Below are 18467 nucleotides of genomic sequence, written 5' to 3' on the forward strand. Positions count from 1 at the left end.
GAGGAGTTCGGAAACGATGTTCATTCACACCCATCGTCCGATCATGATCAGACACCTCTCTGGCCGCCCCCTTCTCGGCGCCGCGCTTTTCGCCCTTCTGCCGATCGCCACTGTCGCCGCTCAGGACGCCCAGGTCGCTGCGATCGACGCCCGCCGCGACCATTACGCGGGCGTCGCACAGCAGATCTGGGAGTGGGCCGAGGTCGGCTACCAGGAAGAGAAGAGTTCGGCGTTGCTGAAGGGCGAACTCGAGGCCGCCGGATTCTCCATCGAGTCCGGCGTCGCGGGCATGCCCACCGCTTTCGTGGCGACCTACGGCTCCGGAGGGCCGATCATCGGGCTTCTGGCCGAGTACGACGCCCTCCCGGGCATCTCGCAGGACGCGGTGCCCGAGCGCTCGCCCATCATCGAGGGGGGCGCGGGCCACGCCTGCGGGCACCACCTGTTCGGCACCGGCTCCGTGGCGGCGGCGATCGCCGTGAAGGACTGGCTCGACGCAAGTGGGCACGAGGGAACGATCCGGCTCTACGGCACGCCGGCCGAGGAGGGCGGCGCCGGCAAGGTGTACATGGTGCGGGACGGCCTGTTCGACGACGTGGACGTCGCGCTGCACTGGCACCCCGGGTCGCAAAACAGCGCGCAGGCGGGACGCTCGCTGGCCAACAAGTCCGCCAAGTTCCGCTTCAGCGGCTACTCCGCGCACGCCGCGGGGGCGCCGGAGCGGGGGCGCAGCGCGCTCGACGGTGTCGAGGCCATGAACCACATGGTCAACCTCATGCGCGAGCACGTCCCGCAGGAGACGCGCATCCACTACGTGATCACGCATGGCGGCTTCGCGCCCAACGTCGTGCCGGACTTCGCCGAGGTCTACTACTACGTGCGGCATCCCTACGCCCCCACGGTGCTCGAGCTGTTCGAGCGCGTCGCGCGCGCGGCCGAGGGCGCGGCGATGGGTACGGGAACGGAGATGGAGTACGAGGTCATCCACGGGCTGTACGACCTCGTGCCCAACGTCGCGCTGGGACAGGTGATGGACGCGAACCTCCGCAAGGTCGGCGGCGTGGAGTACACGGAGGCGGAGCGAGTTTTCGCCCGCCAGATCCAGGCCACGTTCGAGGGCGGCCCGTCCCGGCCGCTGGGCTCCGAGGGTGAAATCGTGGACTTTGGCGTCGAGGGCGTGGGCGGCGGCTCGACGGACGTGGGGGACATCAGCTGGGTCGTACCGACGGCGGGGCTGTCGACGGCCACCTGGGTGCCGGGGACCTCGGCGCACAGCTGGCAGGCGGTGGCGGCCGGGGGGACAGACATCGGCACGAAGGGGATGATGGTCGCGGCCAAGACGCTGGCCCGGACGATGATCGAACTGTTCCAGTCGCCGGACGTGATCGCCGCCGCGTGGGAGGAACTGGCGGAGCGCCGGGGCGCGGACTTCGAGTACACCGCGCTGCTCGGGGATCGCCCTCCGCCGCTCGACTACCGGCGCTGAGGGGCTCTCAGAGCGGAGTGACCACGCCCGTGGCTTCGACGCGGGCGCGGGGGATGGCGCCGAGGGCGTCGAAGTCGCCCGGGCTGAGGGCCACGACGGGCGGAGCCCGGTCGTAGAGCTCCCCGGCCACGATGGCGGCGAGCGCGAGGAAGGTGTCGGGCCCGCGGGTCAGGAGCGCCGCGGGGGCCGTGCCGCGGCGGATGGCCTCGAGGAGGACAGCGGTCGTGGTGCTGGAGCCGCGGGTCGCCGGAATGGCCATGATGCGCCCGGTTCCGTTCCGGCCGGCCAGCGGATGGCGCCGGTCGATGATCTCCCCGGTCTCGGCGTCGTAGCCGCCCCAGAAGCTGAGCGGCTCCGACGAGTAGAGGACGGCGCCTTCCGCAGCACCCGGGACGAGGGCTCGGCCGGTCAGCGGACCGGAGCCCGTCGCGGCAGGTCCGTCGTTCATGGCTCGGCGGACCAGGCGCTGTCGTCCCGCGTCACGCGGCCGGCGATGGCCGAATCCACGCAGTCCGCCAGGCTCCCGAAGGCGATCGCGCGGTCGAGCAGGCCCGGCGTGTACCACGCGTACTTGGCCGAGTTCGTCATCAGGCGACGGATCCCGTCCGGCAACATGGGCGTCGTGAGGATACAGGTGTCCACCGTCAGCTCGCCGCCGAACGCCTCGATCGCGTCGAGGTAGCCGGCCTTCCCGGCCAGGGCGCGCACCGCCCGCCCCGTCGTGATGAGCAGGCGCACGCCCGGGTGGCGCCGCCGACCATCGACCAGCCGCGCGAGAGCGGCAAACTCGGACAGCGAGAAGTGCGGACTCCCGAGCACGACGAGGTCGAGACCGTCCGCGTCGGAGAGCCCCGAACCGAGTTCGTCCCGTGCCGCGCGCAACTCCTCGGGCCCCGGACGCAGCCGTGACGCCGCTTCCCTCCCCTGGAAGGCTGCGGACCGGTCCGGCGCTTCGGGCGTGAGCCCGACCCAGTGGAACAGTCCGACCGCGCCGGATGAGGCCATCGCGGCCCCCAGCGCCTTGAGGTCGTCCTCCTCCGGGCGGGCCCGCAGCCCGTCGAGCACCGGGATCCACCCTGCGACGCGCAGCCCGATCCAGTGTCCCAGTACCGGGTACAGCGCGGACTCCTCCGCCAGCCGTCGCGGGACGCCGGAGAGGTCGACGAGCACTTCCCCGGCCCGGTTTTCCGTCAGATGGAGCCCAGCCGCCGGGGCCCGGCCCGTGATCGCGCAGCAGATGTCGAGCAGATCGGGATAGCGCTCCGTGTGCGCCCCCAGCACCGAGTTCGCGAACACGATCGCGCTCGACTCGCCCCACGCGATCTGCTCGCCGAAGCGGGGCCGGGGCTGCGTCTGATAGGGCGCGCACGTCCAGGTGGGCTCGCACCCCATCGCCTCGTAGGCCTCCATCTGGCGCCGGGCCGGCTCGGCCCACGACGAGGGCACGTCCCAGTCGCGCCACCCGCCCACGTCGACTCCGGACACGTTGAGCGTCGCCGGCACGCGGACGCGCGCGCCGCCCTCCGCCAGCCGCTCCGCGAACTCGAGCGTGGCAGGCCCCTGGTAGAGCGACGAGTCGATGTGCGCCGCCGAGATGTCCAGCAATTCCCGAGCCCTGACCACGTCGGCCATCCGCGCCACGACCGACATCGCGAGCCGCGCACCCTCCCCCTCCTCTCCCTCAAGGAGGGCAAGGTCCCTCGCTTCGAGGCGGACGCCGGTCATCCCGACGTGTTCCATCCTGCCATGTTCCGTCCCATGTTTCGTCTCGTGTTCCGTCTCGTGTTTCGTCCCATATTCCGTCTTACAAGCCCACAAGTCTGAAGCCCACGGATCCGAACATGCGCATCGTCTACTTCCTTCCCGGACCCCTCTCCCGTGGCCCCCTCGGACCGGAGGAACTCGTGCGCCGCGAGGCCTTCCTCAACACCGCCGCTTTCCCCGGAACCAAAGCCGTGGTGCGGGAGACGGAAAAGGGTCCCGCTTCGGTCGAGTCGTCGGCGGAGGAATACCTCTCGGTCCCGGGCATCCTCGACGCCGCGCCCCGCCTGGAGGCGGAGGGTTTCGACGCGATGATCATCGGGTGTTTCGGGGACCCCGGGCTCGCCCCCGCCCGTGAACTCGTGGACTTCCCCGTCATCGGCCCCGGCCAGGCGGGGGCGCTTGCCGCCGCCCAGATGGGGCAGCGCTTCGCGATCATCACCGTGGTCGAGGAGGTCGTGCCGGCGATCCGCCGCCAGATGCGGAGTTATGGCCTCGAGGGGCTCGTGGCGGACATCCGGGCGGTGGACGTGCCCGTACTCGAGCTTCGGCAACGCGCGGATCAGGTGCTCGAGACGATGGAACTCGAAGCGCACGCGGCGCTGAGCGCGGGCGCCGACACGATCGTGCTCGGCTGCATGACGATGGGGTTCCTGGACGTCTCCCGGACCCTCTCCGAGCGTCTCGGGGTGCCCGTCATCAACCCCGTCCTCGCGGCGCTCAAGGCGGCGGAGTCCTTCGCCGCGACCGGCGTGCGGCCGTCCCCGCGCGCCTACCCCTCGCCCCGCAAGCAGATCTCGCCCGCCACCGTCTGACGCCGAGACAAATCCACGATCGTGCCACTTTGATGATGGCGTCATCAATTTGACACGACCTGCCGCAACCATCAGACTCTCGCCATGATCCCGCGACATCTGACCCCCGCGCTTCGGAGGGCTGCGGAGCAGTATCCCGTCGTCACCGTTACCGGGCCCCGACAATCCGGGAAGACCACGCTCGTGCGAGCGGTCTTTCCCGGATACCGGTACGCCTCGCTCGAGGCGCCCGACGTGCGGGCGCGGGCCATCGCCGATCCCCGCGGGTTTCTGGCGCAGGGGGACCGCATGATCCTTGACGAGATCCAGCGGGCTCCCGAACTGCTGTCGTATGTGCAGGGACTCGTGGACGAGGAGGGGCGACCCGGCCGGTTTATCGTCACCGGGTCGCAGAACATCCTGCTCATGAAATCCGTGTCGCAGACGCTGGCGGGCCGAACCGCGCTCCTGCTGCTTCTGCCGTTCTCGCTCGCCGAACTGTACGGGTTCCCGGCACTGGACCCGAGCGAACTGGATCGACGCGGCGCGGCCCTGGCGCCAGCGGTGGCGCAGCGGCTGTCGGAACTGGATCCATGGGCGACGCTCCTGACCGGCTTCTATCCGGCGGTACACGACCGAGGCCTTTCGCCGCGCGAATGGATGGCGGACTACTTCCGAACGTACGTCGAGCGCGATCTTCGCGAGGTCACCCAGGTTCTTGATCTGAGGACGTTTGAGACGTTCGTGCGGCTTGCGGCGGCTCGTACCGCCACCGAACTCAACCTCAGCGGGTTGGCCGCCGATGCGGGCGTCACGCATCAGACCGCCCGACGATGGCTCACCGCCCTCGAGATCGGGTACGTCGCGACAACGCTGCCACCGCATCACGCGAGCTACCGCAAGCGACTGCGCAAGCGTCCGCGACTTCACTTTCTCGATCCCGGGCTGGTGTGCTATCTGCTGGGCATCGAAGATGCGGCGACGCTCGAGAGACATCCGCTGCGAGGCGCCATCTTCGAGTCCTTCGTCGTCGCGGAACTCGTCAAGGCCAGCGCCGCCAGGCGCCGCGATCCGAATCTGTATTTCTGGCGCGACGCGACAGGCCACGAGATCGACATCCTGATCGACGCGGGCAGCCGCCTTATTCCCGTGGAAGTCAAGTCCGGACGAACGGTGCCCCCGGACGCCATCTCGTCGCTGCAGTGGTGGACCTCGATTCCCTCCAACCCGAATCAGGGCGGCGTGCTGGTCCACGGCGGAACGGAGGACTTCGATCTCGGCGGCGTTCGGATCCTCCCATGGTTCCTGGGCGCCGGTTCCTAGTGTCAGGGCCGGATCACGCCGACGCCGTTCTCGATCGTCATCGTCGTCCCGAACTCGGCGGAGAGCTGCGCCAGACCCTCGAGGATCTCCTTTCCGAGCGCGTCGTCGGCCAACATCGGTCGCCCGCGCACCGGCCGCGGCAACTGCCAGCCCATGGTGATCGGGTAGAGCTTGATCTCCTTCAGCTTCCCGCCCTCGTACTCGACGTAGGGGACGACGCTCTCCCAGAACCCCTTCCCCGCCGGGAACGAAGACGCGCCGGCGCGCTCGATCCGCACATCCTGGAACTTGCCCGGAAGATCCTCGTACCCCAGCCCCTGGGCCTCGTAGTTGTCCTGTGGCTGGAACTCGATCGTCTCGTTCTGCATGGCGAAGTTCGCCAGCGAATAGAAGATCGGCTTGCCCTGGTAGAGTTCGACCGCGCGCAGGATGTGGGGGCCGTGGCCCACGAACATGTCCGCGCCCGCGTCGATGAACGCCCGCGCCGCCTCGACGATGAAGTCGGCCGGTACCTCGCGCCGGTCCGCGCCCTCGTGCGTGTGGCTCGTGACGATGACCCACTCGGCCTGGCGCTGCGCTTCCTTCACGACCTCGACGATCTCCGCCAGGTCCCCGGCGTGCGGCACCGTCTTCACGCCCGGCTTGTCGCCCACCATGAACGTCATGCCGCCGAAGTTCAGTCTCGGTCCGGAGCCGCCGCCCCGCCCCGCCGCCGAGAGCGCGTCGCGGAGGCCCGCCATCTGGTCCGCCGTCACGGTCACGTGCCGTTCGTAGCGGATCGGGCTCAGCCCCGGACGCCCGCGCATGTCCGGGCGCTGGTGGCCGGCCCGCATGGCGTCGTTGAAGGTCGAGGCGATCGAGATCAGCGCGACCCGGCCGCCGGGCGTGTCGACGTAGGCCGGGGCCCGCGCCTCCGCGAGGTTCTCGCCGAAGCCCGCGATCGCGAGGCCCGCCGCCTCGGTCGCCTCCACCGTGCGCCGCGCCCCGCCGGCGCCGAAATCCATCGTGTGGTTGTTCGCGATACTCACCATGTCGAAACCGAACCAGGCGAGTTCGTGCGCGATCTCCGGCTCCGCCCGCATGTAGGTGCCGCCGCTCGCCGCGGCAGGGATCACGTCGTCCTCGTAGTCGTGGAAGAGGATCTCGAGGTTCACGAACGCGGCGGTCGCGTTCCGGATGATGTCGCGCAGCGCGAGGAACTCGGGCTCCCGGTAGGGAGACATCTTCCGCGAGATGATCGCGTCGCCGGCGAGGGCGATGGACATGTCCCCGCGCGCGTCCTCGAACGCCTGGGCCTCGAGCGCCGCCGGCTTCGCGAGCGCGAGTCCGGCCGCGAGGAAGACCGCGGCCACGAGTCCGGCGATCGAGAGGCCTGCGACGGGGTGTCCGGCGGCGGCCGGGTGTCCGGCGTGGGCGAGGGGCGAGAGCGGAAGACGATACCAGCGCATGAGTGCCTCCGATGAGCGTGCCTGCGTGGGCTTTGCTTGTGCGGTTCCCATCCGGGCCGACAGATTCGACTGCATGCGCTACAACATGCTTTTCCCGATCTCGTCCCGCCACGCCGGCCGGGCGTTCAGCGCCCTCTTCGCCGCCGCGGCCCTCTCCGCCGGACCGGTGTCGCTGGCCCGGCCCGCCGCGGCGCAGAGCTACGACCTCATCATCCGCGGCGGCATCCTGGTCGATGGCTCCGGCGGACAGGCCCGAGCCGACGATGTCGCGGTCGATGGGGGCCGGATCGCCGCCGTGGGCGACCTGGGGCAGTCCACCGCGGACCGGGTGATCGACGCGACCGGCCGACACGTCTTCCCCGGCTTCATCGACACGCATTCGCACGCCATGCCGGCGCTCCTGCGGGACGAACTCCGGACTGCGCGTCCCCTCCTCGCGCAGGGCATCACGACGATCTTCGTCAACCCCGATGGGGGTGGCACGGTCGACCTCGCGGACCAGCGAGCGCGGATCCGGGACCCCGGCGTCGGACTCAACGTGGGGCAGTTCGTCGGCCACGGCAGCGTCCGTCGCGCGGTACTCGGGATGCAGGCGCGCGAAGCCACGTCGGAGGAACTCGACCGCATGCGGGCGGTCGTCCTCGACGGGATGAGCGGGGGCGCCTTCGGACTCTCCTCCGGCCTCTACTATTCCCCCGGCTCGTACGCCCCCACGGGCGAGGTCATCGAACTCGCGAAGGTGGCGGCGGAGTTTGGGGGCGTGTACCAGAGCCACATCCGCGACGAGTCGGACTACTCGATCGGCCTGCTCGGCGCCGTGGACGAAGTCATCGAGATCTCGCGCGGCTCCGGGATCACCGGCGTCGTCACGCACATCAAGGCGCTCGGGCCCCGGGTGTGGGGCCAGTCCGCCGACGTCGTCCGCCACATCGAGGCCGCCCGGGCCGAAGGTCTCGCCGTCTACGCGGACCAGTATCCCTACGAGGCTTCAGGCACGAGCATCGTGGGCGCTCTCGTCCCGCGCTGGGCGCTCGCGGGCGACGACGGCGCCCTCTACACCCGCATGCAGAACCCGGCGGAGCGAACCCGCCTCGTCGCGGACATGTGGGAGAACCTCGACCGGCGGGGCGGCGCGGACCGGCTCATGCTGCAGGGTGGACCGCACGGCGGCCGGACGCTCCAGGATGTGGCGGATGATGGCGGCACGGACGCGGTCGAAACCGCGCTCGCCCTCCTCGTCGAGGCACGCGACGGAGGCGGCGGCACCGGCCTCACCTCCTTCAACATGAACGACGAGGACATCGAGCGTTTCATGACGCAGCCGTGGATGATGACCTCGTCCGACGGCTCCCTGTGGGTGCCGGGCGAGGGACACCCGCACCCGCGCGGGTTCGGGGCCTTCCCGCGCCGGATCCGGAAGTACGTCCTGGAGGAAGGCATCACGACGCTCGAGCAGGCGATTCATGCGATGACCGCGCTCCCCGCCCGGCTCTACGGGATCGAGGGTCGCGGCGTCCTCGAACCCGGCGCGTTCGCGGACATCCTCGTCGTGGACCTCGACGGGTTCCGCGACACCGCCACCTACGAAGACCCGCACGGCCTCGCCGAAGGGGTCGAATACGCCCTCGTGAACGGCACGCTCGCGATCGACGCGGGCCGTTTCACGGACGCTCTGGCCGGCGAAGCGCTCGTCAAGGCGCGCTGACCGCCCGGCCGACGGAAAGAAACACGGAAAGAAACCAGGAGTAACCATGCGATTCCCCGTTCAAGTTCCCGGCACACGGGCCCTTCTCGTCTCTCTCCTCGTGCCCGGGGCGCTCGTCGTCCCCGCGTCGTCCCTCGCCGCGCAGGACGGCGCGGCCGGCGGCGCCCTCCCGGACGAGAGCGGGCTCCCGGCCGGCGTCCAGGCGCCGGCCCCGACCGCAGACATCGTGGACCCGAGCCTCTTCGGCGGCCTCTCGTTCCGTTTCGTGGGCCCCTCGCGCGGCGGGCGGGTCACGGCGGTCGAGGGCCATCGCTCCCACCCCCACACCTTCTACCAGGGGGCGACCGGCGGCGGCGTGTGGAAGACGACGAACTATGGGATGAGCTGGGAGAATATCTCCGACGGATATTTTGCCTCCCCCTCCATCGGACACATCGAGGTGGCCGACTCGGACCCGAATATCATCTATGTGGGGACGGGTTCGGACGGTATCCGCTCGAACATCATCATCGGCAAGGGCGTCTACAGGTCCACGGACGCGGGCGAGACATGGGACCACATCGGACTCGAGGACGCGGGCCAGATCGGTTCCGTGAAGGCCCACCCGAACAACCCCGACCTCGTCTATGCGGCAGCGATCGGCAACCCGTTCAGGAACAGTGATACGAGAGGCGTCTATCGGTCTTCGAACGGAGGCCTCGACTGGGAGCGCATCCTGTTCGCGTCAGACTCGGTGGGGGCGGTGGACCTCGAGTTCCATCCAGCGGACCCCAACGTCATCTACGCCGGCATGTGGCGGGCCCAGCGGCGTCCCTGGTCGATCATCTCGGGAGCCAGCGACGAAGACGGGATCTGGAAGACGACGGACGGGGGCGACACGTGGCGTCGGATCACGGCGGGGCTCCCGGACGGACTCATCGGCAAGGTGGACTTCTCCGTGTCGGCGGACATGCCGGATCGCGTCTATGCGCTGGTCGAGGCGCCCGAGCCGATCGAGGGACTGTACCGCTCGGATGACGCGGGCGAGACGTGGGAGCTGATCAACGACGACCCGCGCAACCAGCTCATGCACCGGCCGTTCTATTTCACGAATATCACGGCGGACCCGACGGACGGCGACGTCGTTTATGTCCTGAATCTGTCCACCTGGAAGTCGACGGACGGGGGCCGCACCTTCAGTACGATCCCGAACGTGCACGGGGATGATCACGACCTGTGGATCAACCCGGACGACTCGCGGATCATGGCCCACGGGAGCGACGGCGGCGGGGTCGTGACGCTGGATGGCGGCCAGACGTGGTCGCCGGTCAACAACCAGCCCACGGCGGAACTCTATCAGGTCGATGTGGACGACCGCTTCCCGTACTGGCTCTACGCGGGCCAGCAGGACGACTCCTATACGGTCTCGGTGCCCAGCCGGCAGCCGTCGTTGTCGGCCCCGGGCGGTCCGGACGCCTACTGGCGCTCGCCGGGGGGCTGCGAGACGGGACCCGCCGTGCCCAAGCCGGGTGACCCGGACATCGTCTACGCGAACTGCAAAGGGCGCTTCGGCGTCTACAACCAGCGCACGGGGCAGGAGCAGCAGTACTACGTCGGCGCGGTGAACATCTACGGAACGAACCCCGCCAACCTGCCCTACCGGTTCCAGCGCGTCGTGCCCATCGAGGTCTCGCCGCACGACCCGGATCTGGTCTTCCACGGCTCCCAGTACGTGCATCGCACGACGAACGGCGGCCGCACCTGGGATCAGATCTCTCCCGACCTCACCGCGTTCCGCCCCGACCGGCAGATGGTGTCGGGCGGGCCGATCACGCGCGACGCGACGGGCGAGGAACACTACTCCACGCTGTACGTGATCGAGGCTTCGCCGCACGACCCCGACGTGATCTGGACCGGCGCGAACGATGGCCCGGTGTACGTGACGCTCGACGGCGGGGAGTCGTGGGAGAACGTGACGCCGCCGGACATGCCGGCGGAGGGCCGCATGAACTCGATCGACATCTCGCGCCACGACCCGGACAAGGTGTACGTGGCGGGCTACCGTCTCCTGCTCGGCGACTTTCGGCCCTACGTCTACCGCACGGAGGACGCGGGGGAGACGTGGACGCTACTGACCGACGGGACGAACGGGATTCCGGCCGACTTCCCGGTGCGGGTCGTGCGCGAGGATCCGGACCGCGAGGGGCTCCTCTACGCGGGGACGGAGTTCGGGCTCTTCATCTCGTTCGACGACGGGGCGACGTGGCAGTCGTTCCAGCTCGACCTTCCGGTCACGCCGGTGACGGACATCGAGGTGTACCGCCAGGACCTGGCGCTCTCGACCATGGGCCGCGGGTTCTGGGTACTCGATGACCTCACGCCGCTGCACGAGATCGAGGCGGACGGGGCGGTCGCCGGGGCGGGCTCGGTCCATCTGTTCGATGGGCGGCCGCAGTACCGGACGCGACCGGGACGGAACTCGGGCTTCGAGTGGTCCTCAAACACGGCGCGGCCTCAGTATCGCGGCGGCGGCGCGGACATCAACTACTGGATCTCACCCGATCCGGGCCCGGACGAGGCGGTGCAGATCGAGGTCCTCGACGCGGACGGTGACGTGATCCGTTCGTATGCCAGCGGCGCGGGCGGCGGCGCGGGCCGGGCGGGAGGGCCGGCGATGCAGCGCATGGCCCCACGCGGCGGCGGCATGGCTGCGGTCTCGAGCGCCCCCGGCATGCACCGGCTGCGCTGGGACATGCGCTCGCAGGGAGAGGGCCGCGGCGGGCCGATCGTGCCGCCGGGCAACTACACGGTTCGCCTCTCGGCGGGGAACGTGACGGCCGAGACCGGGCTCGAACTGCGGATCGATCCGCGGGTCGCGGCCGAGGGAGTGACCGTCGCCGACCTCGAGGAGCAGTACCGCTTCAACCTCGCCGTGCGGGAGACGCAGGCGGCGGCCCGAGAGGTCGCGAACGGCATCGACGACTTTCGGGAGCGGCTGGAGGAGGCCCGCGCGGACGCGGGCGGCGCGCGGAACCGCACGCTCGACGAACTGGCGGCGGACCTCGATGCGCTGGACGCCCAGGTGAACGATGCCGACGGCAGCTATCCGCGCCCCATGCTGCTGAGCCAGCTCAACTACCTCGGCGGCATGACGTCCCGGGCCGACCAGGCCCCGGGCGCAGACGCCTACGCCCGCCACGAGGAACTTCAGGAGGAGGTACAGGCGGTCGCCGAGCAGCTGCAAGCGCTCGTCCGCCGCCTGAGCGCGACGTGAGCGCGACGTGAGCGGGAGCCGAACGTGAACTTGATCCCACACCCGTTGACGGGGACACCGTTCGGCACCGCTCTCGACCTGTGCCTGATCCTCGCCGCCCTGGCGTGGCTCGTGTCGGTCCTGACGCGCGACTACTCCTGGGTGGACCGCCTGTGGACGCTGTGTCCTCCCGTGTACTGCGTGATGGTGGCCGCCGCGCTGGGTTTCGGCTCGCGGCGCGTGAACCTGGTGACCCTGCTCATCGTCCTCTGGGCGGCGCGCCTGACCTTCAACGCCGTGCGTAAGGGGGCCTTCCGGCCGGGTCACGAGGACTACCGATGGATTGCCGTCCGGGAGAAGCTCGGGCCGGTCAGGTTTCAGCTTCTCAACGTCACCTTCGTCAGCTTCGGGCAGATGCTGCTGATCTGGCTGTTCACCTCCCCGGTGCACCAGGCCGCGCAGTGGAGCGAGACCCCGCTCGGCTGGCTGGATTTCACGACAGCCGCGTTGTTCCTCGCCCTGTTTGTCGGCGAAGCCGTGGCCGACGAGCAGATGTGGCGCTTCCAGCAGGACAAGAAACGGCGGATCGCGGCCGGGGAAGAGGTCGCACAACCCTTCATGACGTCCGGGCTGTTCCGCTATTGCCGCCATCCGAACTACTCCTGCGAGTTGGGCATGTGGTGGGTTCTCTACCTGTTCGCCGTCTCGGCCTCCGGGGAGTGGATCCACTGGACGGGTTTGGGCTTCATCCTGCTCACGGCGTTGCTCATCCCGTCGATGCGACTCACCGAGTCGATCTCCGCGGCGAAGTACCCCGCCTATCGCGACTACCAGGCGCGCACACCGGCGCTCATCCCCGGACTCGAACTCGGAAAGACGCGTTAGCCCGCCGCCTCTAGCGGATCAAGGACAACCAACCACGCAGCTTCGTCTGTCCCAGAAACGTCCGACCGGTGCCGGGAGATCCTTCCGGGCGTCGAGGTCGCCCCTGTCCGGTGAGGTGGCACCATGCATTCTGCTCACGGCCGCATCTGTCGGGTGGCCTTGGTCGCGCTCTCGCTCGCCGCAGCGGGCCCGGGCGGCGGCCCCGTCGCGGCGCAGGTCGCCGACACTGACAGGCCCATCTCCCCCGCTGTCGAAACAATCTTCACTGTCGGAGTGGTCGAAGGCGCCGCGTGGGAGATGTTCGGCCACATCTCGGATGTCACATTCGACGCCGACGGCACGCTGTTCATCCTCGATGACCTCGCCGGGCACATCGTGGTCATCGATTCCGCCGGCGACTTCGTCCGAACGATCTCGCGCAATGGGGAAGGGCCCGGCGAGCTTGGCCAGCCGATCGCACTTGTTGTCTTCCGCGACGGCCGGATCGGCGTCAACGATCTCGCGAAGCGGGGCCTGCAGCTCTTCAGCCGTGACGGTGACTTTCTGGATGCCGTCCCGTTCAGCGTCGCCGAGGGCATGCCCGGATCGCCGACCTACGCCCTGCCGGACCACAGCCTCCTCTCACCCGAACTGATCGGGGTCTCGGTCTCCACCATGATTGGAGCGGACGAGGGTCGGCCGATCACGCGCTTCCGTCTCGACGGGACCCGCAAGGTATTCTACGCCGCCTGGGACGACCCGCCTCCAGCGGCGCTCGAGAGCGGGGCGAGGGAGCGGGTGGCCAGGGTCGTGGCGAGTCCGATGGAGGCGTTCCGTCCGCCCTTGAGCCTCGGTGTGCTCCGGGATGGCCGCATCGCGCTGGTCGATTCGATCGGATATCGGATCAAGCTTCTGGATTCGTCGGGTCGGGTGATGGACGTCCTTGAACGCCCCCTGACGCCGATCGGCGTGACCGAGCAGGTACGCACGGCGGAGCGCGCTCGGCGGATCGCTGCGCTGAGATCGCAGGATGGGAGCGTGCCCGTATCCGTCCAGCAAGTCGGCGGGCGCCCCGGCGATGTCAGTCCGGAGGCGATGCGGGACGCGATGCGGGAGGCAATGCGCCGGGCGGAAGATCGCATCCGCGCTATGATATTTCCCGAGGAGATTCCGGTCATCGCGAGCATCGCCGTGGACCGCAGCGACCGCATCTGGGTTCAGCGAACGGCGCTTGCGGGCGAGACCGGCCCGACGGATGTCCTCACGGCGGACGGGCGATACCTCGGCACCATCCCCTCGGATGGCCTGCGAATCCCTGCCGCCTTTGGACCGGACGGGCTGCTGGCGTACGTCGAACGGGACGACTTCGACGTCCAGCGCGTCCGGGTCATCCGCCTCGCCGATGGCAGACTCCTGGAGAGCGGACGGTAGGATCCCGTCGTGGGACTTTTCGTGCTACTAGTTGAATAGTAACTTCTGCTCCATCCCGCGATTGCCGACTGTCGCACGATTCAGCCATGGAGCGGAGCCCATGCGGTTGCTTGATCCCTCCCGCGGTCTGCCAGCCATGGACCCAGCCCCTCGGGTGGGTCTGGCCGCGATACTCCTCTGCGCCGGATGCGGGGTCGATTCCGGCGATGGTTCGCCTGGTTCGGCAGGGCTCGACAGTCCCGATTTCTCCATCGAGCCAGCCGTGGAGGCCGTCTACACCGTGGGCGCCGTCGTGGGCGAACCGTGGGAGACCTTCGGGAGCGTATCGAGCCTCGCGTTCGATGCCGACGGTACCCTGTTCATCCTCGACGAGGGGGCCGGGCACATCGTCGTAGTCGACACTGCGGGCCGGTATGTGCGGACAGTCTCGAACGAGGGCGAGGGACCCGGGGAGTTGGGCCTGCCCGAAGGTCTGGCCGTGTTTTCCGACGGACGAATCGGCGTCATGGACTACGCGAAGGTCAGGCTGCAGCTGTTCAGTCGCGACGGCGCTTTCCTGGAAGGGATCCGATTCGCGACCGAGGAGGGGATCCCGGGGGCCCCCTTCCATGCGCTTCCCGACCATAGCGTCGTGACGGCAGAGGTCTTTCGCCGCTCCGTGGAGGAGGATGGATCCGGCGAAATCCGGCCCATCATGCGCTTCCGACCTGACGGGAGCGGCGAGCTGCTCTACGGGGCCTGGCCCGGCCCTCCGATTGACGACACACGACTCGAAGACCTGGAATCCGGGGCGATCTTCCTGCAGATGCGCCCGATCCAGGCTTTTCCGCCTCCGCTCGAACTTGGCGCGCTGCGGGATGGCCGAGTCGTCATCGTCGACTCGGTCGGATACCGGATCAAGATCCTCGCCCCGGCTGGCCCGGCAGGAGAATCGGTCACCACGTTCGAGCGCCCTCTGGTTCCGGCCGAGGTCACACCACGGGTCCGCGATGCCGAACGCGAACGGCGGCTTGCGTTGCTGGATTCCGAGGAAGTGTCCCAGGACGTGCTTATGGAGGGCATTTCCACGGTGTTCATCCGGCCCCCGAGCGGATCCTCCGGTCCACCCGATCCAGCGGCCCTGGAAGCGTCCCTGCGCGACACGTACCGGCGGCAGGTCGGAAACATGGTGTTCCCCGAGGAAGTGCCGGTCATCGCGAGGATCGCCGTGGACTGGAGCGACCGGATCTGGGTCCAGCGCACGGCGCTTCCCGGCGAATCGGGTCCCACCGACATTCTCACCGCAGATGGACGCTACCTGGGAACGATCGCGCCCGAGGGCCCGCGGATCCCAGCTGCGTTCGGGCCGGGCGGCCTGCTGGCCTACATTGAGACCGATGAACTCGGCGTCCAGCGCGTCCGCGTGGTCCGGCTCGCGGCGGGCGAACTGTAGGAGGGCGCTCCATGATGCCGGCCGTGGACAACCGTTTCCCCGGCCTCCACTGTCACAGCCGATGTCCGGCCCGCGCCCGGATTCGTCGCCGTCACCGGCGTCGCCCCCGTCACATGGAAGGAAGCCTCATGCGCAACATCCGCAACCGCACGCGTCACGTCATCCTTATCGCCTCTCCGCTTGCTGCCGCTGGTTGCGGCGGGGACGGGGATCCCGCCACCGCCGGGCTCGACAGCCCCGACATCCCCCTCCAGCCCGGCGTGGAGGAGGTCTACACCGTGGGTGTATTGGATGGCGCCGCGTGGGAGATGTTCGGCAGCGTGAGGGGCGTCGCCTTCGGGGAGGACGGCTCGCTCTTCATCCTCGACAATGACGCCGGCCACGTCGTCGTCGTCGATCCGGCCGGTCAGTTCGTCCGTGCCATCTCCAACAAGGGCGAGGGACCCGGGGAACTCAACCAGGCGGTGGGCCTGGCGGTGCTCGGCGATGGGCGCATCGCCGTCAACGACATGAATCGGGGGATAAGGGTCTTCAGCCGCGAGGGTGAATCACTCCAGGAGGCCGGTTTCACCTTCCAGACCGGGATGCCCGGCCCTCGGATGTTCGCCATGCCGGACCACAGCCTCCTCTCCGCGGGGATCATCGGCCGATCTTTTGGGGCGCTCATGGGAGAAGAGGAGGAAGAGGAGGAGCCGGAAGGCCGACCCATCGGACGGTTCCGGCTCGACGGGACGCAGGACGAATTCCACTCGGCCTGGGCAGGGCCGCCCGTCGAGGACACCGACGCGCAGGCCGGAGACATGCGGATCATCATGTCGGGGATGGAGGCCTTCCCCCTTCCCCTGAGCTTCGGCGTACTCCGGGATGGCCGCGTCGTCCTGGCCGATTCGGTCGGCTATCGGGTCAAGATCCTCGATGGCTCGGGGGAGGCGACGGGCACGCTCGAGCGGCCCATCCCGCCGGTCGCCGTGACCGACGAGATCCGGGACGCGGAGCGTGACCGCCGGCTCGCCGCCCTGGCGGAAGGCGGAAGCGGAGGCGGAGGGGGCGGAGGAGCGACCAGTATCATCATCTCGGGCACGGTTTCGGCGGGAGCGGCCCTCGGGGGCCGGGGGGCGAGCGGTCCCGACCCGGACGCGATGCGCCGCATGCGGGAAGATCGGATCGAGAACATGGCCTTCCCGGAGGAGGTCCCGGTCATCTCGAGACTGGCCGTGGACTGGAGCGACCGCATCTGGGTCCAGCGCTCGGCCCTGATGGGAGAGCCCGGTCCCACGGACATTCTCACCGCGGACGGGCAGTACTTCGGCACCATCGCCCCCGACGCACTCCGGATCCCTGCCGCCTTCGGCCCGGGAGGCCTGCTGGCCTACATCGACCGGGACGAACTCGACATTCAGCGCGTCCGCGTCGTCCGGCTCGCCGGGGATCAGCTACTGGAGTCCGGCGACACCCCCTAGCCGGGTCGGGTCCGGGCTCGACGACCGCCTGTGCCCGGCGGCGCGGAAACGTTCCCGCGGGAACGTCCGCGCCGAGCCGCGGCGGTTTCTACCGCGACTTCTTCGCGACGAAGAGCGCGAGCAGCAGCGCCACGGCCGGGACCACGGAATTCGCCGCCGTGCCCGCCCTCACGAGGGTGTAGATCGCGCCCGCCATGATCGGGATCACGGCGACGGCCGCCAGGAACCGCGTGCTCTGCCGCAGGAACGCGACCCCCGCCAGCACTTCGGCGACGCCGATCAGGTACTGGAACCAGGCGGGATACCCCCACATGGCGAACTGATCGACCATCATCCCGGCGACCTTCATCCCGCCGTTCAGAAGGAAGAGCAGCGCCAGAAGGATCGACGCCACCTTTACGGCCTTGCCTGCGTTTCCGTTGTTCGCCACTGGACGCTCCTCGCGTTACGGGTATCCGGTCCGCCCTTGGTCCAACCCGTGAACCTTGGTCTATCCTTCGGCTACTGCCAGCCCGCCGGTCTCGACGTTTCCGCGGGAACATCGCGCGGGGCGCCGCCCGACCTGCCGCGAGGATTAGCCACACCAGAGGCACAGAGATCTGCGGGAACTCGCCCGCCCGAGAGTGAAACCACCCAGGCGGCCCGCCCCCGGATCCGACTGTCGGTCACGCGTCCGGATCGTCGGCCGTCGGGCCGTCCCCCTCGTGGGATCCAAGGACCAGAGCACGGTTCAGAGCGTAGCTCCCGGGAATCCATATGCCCTTGACGTCCCGGCCAGCGATCCTCCGCCCGAAGTTCTGCGCGCGCCTAATGGAGGCTTCCTCTCGTTCGAAGTACGCCCCCTCCCATGCCTCTCTCTCTCGTCGCTCGTCCTCCGTCTCACCTACAGAATGGGAGAACAGCGGCTCGCTGAAGCGATGGCCCGCGGCCAACCGCTCCCCCACCCACCTCAGAAGAAGATGCCGCTTGTCCGTCTCAGGCGATTCGTCAGCCCGCTCCCGTGGCCGGATCTCCTGCGCCTCCACCCACAGGTTGGCTCGCTCCGGGTCTCTGTCATAGGCGGCGAGCACCGCGTCTCCCAGGGGACCGTGCTCGTATCGCCATCCCGATTCCCGACCCATGAGGCCCACGAGGAAACCTGCCATCAGCGAGTCGCGGTGCGCGTCACCTTCCTCCCGGGCGAGCCGTGCTTCGCCAAGAACGGCCCCCATTTGCAGGTATCCCGAGGTCCAGTCCGGAGAATCCTCGCCGGACGCATGTTCCTCAGGGTCGGGATCCGAACGCGGCATCGACAGGATCGCCTTCTTGATCCGACGCACCTGATCCCAATCCCGGGTCTCGGCGGCGTCGGAGATGTCGTCGAAGAGCGCGGCGGCTTCGATCCCCGCGAGGTAGCGGTCGAAGGCGATCCCGCCCGCCCGTCCCAGGTGGAAGAGACTCTCCGCCTCGTCCCGATCCTGACAGGACCGGGCTTCGTCAAACGCTTGCACGACCATCCGGTAGGCGGATCTGCGCTCTTCACGGTCCATTG

Annotated in this window: 14 protein-coding genes; 9 read left to right on the top strand and 5 right to left on the bottom strand. The window is 69.0% G+C overall.

Annotated elements, in window-relative coordinates; genetic code table 11:
- The first annotated feature begins 16 nt into the window (after nt 1–16).
- Nucleotides 17–1486, top strand: a complete 1470-nt coding sequence (locus tag ACOOHF_RS15970) for an amidohydrolase (RefSeq protein ID WP_420462427.1) — start codon at nt 17–19, stop codon at nt 1484–1486.
- A gap of 7 nt (nt 1487–1493) precedes the next feature.
- Here ACOOHF_RS15970 and ACOOHF_RS15975 read toward each other — a convergent pair whose 3' ends face one another.
- The gene (locus ACOOHF_RS15975; protein ID WP_420462428.1) at nt 1494–1934 is read right to left on the bottom strand and encodes an aconitase X swivel domain-containing protein; all 441 of its coding nucleotides are present in this window, start codon (nt 1932–1934) and stop codon (nt 1494–1496) included.
- A complete protein-coding gene (locus tag ACOOHF_RS15980) occupies nt 1931–3226 on the bottom strand; it encodes an aconitase X (RefSeq protein WP_420462429.1) in 1296 nt (431 codons plus the stop codon). Before ACOOHF_RS15980 ends, ACOOHF_RS15975 begins: the two co-directional genes overlap by 4 nt.
- Nucleotides 3227–3327: 101 nt before the next feature.
- On the opposite strand from ACOOHF_RS15980, the gene ACOOHF_RS15985 reads away from it, so the two are divergent.
- Nucleotides 3328–4062, top strand: coding sequence for an aspartate/glutamate racemase family protein (locus ACOOHF_RS15985; RefSeq protein WP_420462430.1), 735 nt, complete (start codon nt 3328–3330; stop codon nt 4060–4062).
- A gap of 84 nt (nt 4063–4146) precedes the next feature.
- Complete coding sequence (locus ACOOHF_RS15990; RefSeq protein WP_419935825.1) at nt 4147–5364, top strand: ATP-binding protein; 1218 nt, start codon at nt 4147–4149, stop codon at nt 5362–5364.
- Nucleotides 5365–5366: 2 nt separating this feature from the next.
- On the opposite strand, the gene ACOOHF_RS15995 is transcribed toward ACOOHF_RS15990, so the two are convergent.
- Nucleotides 5367–6812: a CapA family protein gene (locus ACOOHF_RS15995; RefSeq protein WP_420462431.1), complete on the bottom strand. Its 1446-nt coding sequence runs from the start codon at nt 6810–6812 to the stop codon at nt 5367–5369.
- On the opposite strand from ACOOHF_RS15995, the gene ACOOHF_RS16000 reads away from it, so the two are divergent.
- From ACOOHF_RS16000 to ACOOHF_RS16025, 6 genes are all read left to right on the top strand, one after another.
- Nucleotides 6811–8517 carry an N-acyl-D-amino-acid deacylase family protein gene (locus ACOOHF_RS16000; RefSeq protein WP_420462432.1) on the top strand — a complete coding sequence of 569 codons (1707 nt, stop codon included), beginning with the start codon at nt 6811–6813 and terminating at the stop codon, nt 8515–8517. The genes ACOOHF_RS15995 and ACOOHF_RS16000 overlap by 2 nt on opposite strands.
- A 46-nt stretch (nt 8518–8563) precedes the next feature.
- On the top strand, nt 8564–11770 hold the full coding sequence (locus tag ACOOHF_RS16005) for a VPS10 domain-containing protein (RefSeq protein WP_420462433.1): 3207 nt from the start codon (nt 8564–8566) through the stop codon (nt 11768–11770).
- A 24-nt stretch (nt 11771–11794) separates the two neighbouring features.
- Entirely contained in the window at nt 11795–12634 is an 840-nt protein-coding gene (locus ACOOHF_RS16010) for a DUF1295 domain-containing protein (RefSeq protein WP_420462434.1), read from the top strand.
- A 123-nt stretch (nt 12635–12757) separates the two neighbouring features.
- Entirely contained in the window at nt 12758–14044 is a 1287-nt protein-coding gene (locus ACOOHF_RS16015) for a 6-bladed beta-propeller (protein WP_420462435.1), read from the top strand.
- A gap of 136 nt (nt 14045–14180) precedes the next feature.
- Nucleotides 14181–15476, top strand: a complete 1296-nt coding sequence (locus tag ACOOHF_RS16020) for a 6-bladed beta-propeller (RefSeq protein ID WP_420462436.1) — start codon at nt 14181–14183, stop codon at nt 15474–15476.
- Between the two features lie 128 nt (nt 15477–15604).
- Nucleotides 15605–16936, top strand: a complete 1332-nt coding sequence (locus ACOOHF_RS16025; protein ID WP_420462437.1) for a 6-bladed beta-propeller — start codon at nt 15605–15607, stop codon at nt 16934–16936.
- Nucleotides 16937–17024: 88 nt separating this feature from the next.
- On the opposite strand, the gene ACOOHF_RS16030 is transcribed toward ACOOHF_RS16025, so the two are convergent.
- Nucleotides 17025–17366: a DoxX family protein gene (locus ACOOHF_RS16030; protein ID WP_420462438.1), complete on the bottom strand. Its 342-nt coding sequence runs from the start codon at nt 17364–17366 to the stop codon at nt 17025–17027.
- 235 nt (nt 17367–17601) lie between these two features.
- Nucleotides 17602–18465, bottom strand: coding sequence for a hypothetical protein (locus ACOOHF_RS16035; protein WP_420462439.1), 864 nt, complete (start codon nt 18463–18465; stop codon nt 17602–17604).
- Nucleotides 18466–18467 lie beyond the last annotated feature (2 nt).

This window comes from Candidatus Palauibacter sp. (genome assembly GCF_965216145.1).
GTDB lineage: Bacteria > Gemmatimonadota > Gemmatimonadetes > Palauibacterales > Palauibacteraceae > Palauibacter.